At 66.3% G+C, this 2,158-nt stretch carries 3 protein-coding genes; all 3 read right to left on the bottom strand.

Annotation, left to right across the window (positions count from 1 at the left end):
- Positions 1–42: 42 nt before the first annotated feature.
- On the bottom strand, positions 43–351 hold the full coding sequence (locus ACFWF3_RS33290; protein ID WP_379317908.1) for a hypothetical protein: 309 nt from the start codon (positions 349–351) through the stop codon (positions 43–45).
- A gap of 58 nt (positions 352–409) precedes the next feature.
- A complete protein-coding gene (locus ACFWF3_RS33295) occupies positions 410–1,378 on the bottom strand; it encodes an alpha/beta hydrolase (protein WP_378989531.1) in 969 nt (322 codons plus the stop codon).
- A gap of 115 nt (positions 1,379–1,493) precedes the next feature.
- Positions 1,494–2,158, bottom strand: a 665-nt coding sequence (locus ACFWF3_RS33300; protein WP_379317910.1) for a hypothetical protein, incomplete at its 5' end; no start/stop codon positions are given.

Below are 2,158 nucleotides of genomic sequence, written 5' to 3' on the forward strand. Positions count from 1 at the left end.
CTCCGATTCTTCGGAGAACACCCGCCGTTTCGTTGTCAGACCTCAGCGGCACGTCGGGTTCGGGTGCGGCTCCGTGGACGCCCACGGCCCGCAGAGAATGAGCTTGAGGAAGCCGAGTGGAATGTCGATCGCGGCGGAACCGGTTCCGGCGGAACCCGATTCGGCTACCACAGTCGGTTGCGCGGGGGCGGCGAGCGCTGTTGGCGCGCCTGCGGCGATACCGGCGACAGCCGCGGTGGCAACAAGGACTCGGATCATTCGACGGTGCATAACAAGCCTTTCAATGGAAAACTGAGCGAAGCTGATAACCACATCGGGTGCCTCGATAAGAGCGTTATCTATAGCTTCCATGGGCTTGACACCTCGAATTATTCAGTGCTACAAGACATTCGAGTTGCACACCGCACTGTCAGTTCGCTTCGATAGCGGCGGCGAGAAGTGGCCAGGAGTTGTGCAGATCTTGTTCCCAATACCGCCAGGTATGGGTGCCGGCGGGGCGGAATTCGGTGTGGGCGGGGATGTTCAGCTCCGCCAGGCGCGCAGCGAGGCGCTGGGTGCACTGGTTGGCAGCGGCTTCGATGGCGCCGCCGAGCAGGATCTGGTCGGTCATGCCGATGACCTTTCCTGGCGTCGCTCCGGGCGGGAGAGTTTCGGCGGCGCCGGGGAGCCCGTTGGCGCTGGACAGGTAGATCGCCTTGCCGCGCAGGCGTTCCGCGTTGAGGTAGGCGTCGTTCGCACGCCAGGCGGGGTCGCCGGGCGGGCCCCACATGTTGGCGGGGTCGGCACCACCGCGGGCGAGGACGAAATCGATATAGGCGCGGCTGACCGGATCGTCGACCGAGGCGCAGCCGCTGTAGGAACCGACGGCGCGGTAACGATCAGGGGCGGCGATGGCCAGGTTGAGCACCGCCGTGGCCGACATCGACAGGCCCGCGATGGCATTCACGCCGGTGGTGCCCAGGGTGGCGTCGATGATCGGCGGGAGTTCCTCGGTGAGGAAGGTCTGCCATTTGTTGCGGCCGAGCTTCGGATCGTCGCGCAGCCAGTCGGTGTAGTACGAGAACGCGCCCGCCGCCGGCGTGACGACGTTGACGTTCTTGTCGGCGAAGAACTGCACGATGTCGGTCTGGTTGTACCAGTTCGCGATATCCTCACCGCCGCCCGCGCCGTTGAGCAGATACAGCGTCGGACGTGGCGCGCTGGTGTCGTGCGGCGTGATGACCTGCAGCGGAATCACCCGGTCCATGGACGCGGAGTACACGTGCAGCGTCTGCTGCCGCTGGCCGGGCCGCTCGATCCGATCCAGCCGCGATCCGTCCGCACCGGCCGTTCCGATGGCGACGACCGACAGCGCGACAACGGCGAGCGCGGTCAGCACCGTCCGCTTACAGGGGAACACGAGTCCTCACAGAGTTCGAAAAGAGTGCGCCACACAGAGAATGGTTCGCCGGGACGGCAGCGCGAGACCGTCCCGGCGACCAGGTGCCAGACGATCAGCTACCGATCAGATCGCCCAGCACGTCGGAGATGATGTCGCTCAGCGAGCCGGTGGAGCTCAGCTGGCCATCATCGGAACCCAGCCCGTTGTCACCGAGGCTGCCGATCACCGTCTCGCCGGCGTTGGCGCCGCGCGCGGTGAAACAGGCAGTGAGGCCGGGCATCTCATTGCCGACGCCCACGGTGCCCGCGACCCCGACGCCACCACTGGTGACCATCTGACCCGTCTTGACGCTGCTCGGCACCGGGTAGGTGATGGTCAGAGTGACCGGGTTGCCCGAGTTGACGAACCAGCCGGTGCTCGTGACCTTCCAGCCGCCCGCGTTGGGCTCGGCGGTGACGTCCTCGGTGACCTGGCCGCCGATCGCGTGATAGGCGGTGATGGTGGCCTTGGTCGGCGCGCCGAAGCCGACCGGCGGGAAGTCGGTGATGGTGTTGACGTACGGGTTACCGATCCCGGTGGTTCCCACGATCACCTTGTAGGTGACCGAGGTGCCGACGCCGATCTGCTCGGCGCTCGCGATCTTGTCGTAGACGTGGGTGACGCCGACGGTGCTCGCGTCTTTCTTCTGCGCGTGACTGCTCACCGCACAGGTGGCGTCGGCGGCGGCGACGCCGGATCCAAGGCCGACACCGACACCGGCGACGACCAGGGCGGTGG

Origin of the sequence: Nocardia sp. NPDC060220 (assembly GCF_042727815.1) — a bacterium.
Taxonomy (GTDB): Bacteria; Actinomycetota; Actinomycetes; order Mycobacteriales; family Mycobacteriaceae; genus Nocardia.

What these genes read in the sequence shown, in the direction of transcription:
- ACFWF3_RS33290 (WP_379317908.1), bottom strand. Translation starts at nt 351, where the DNA reads ATGGAAGCTATAGATAACGCTCTTATCGAGGCACCCGATGTGGTTATC.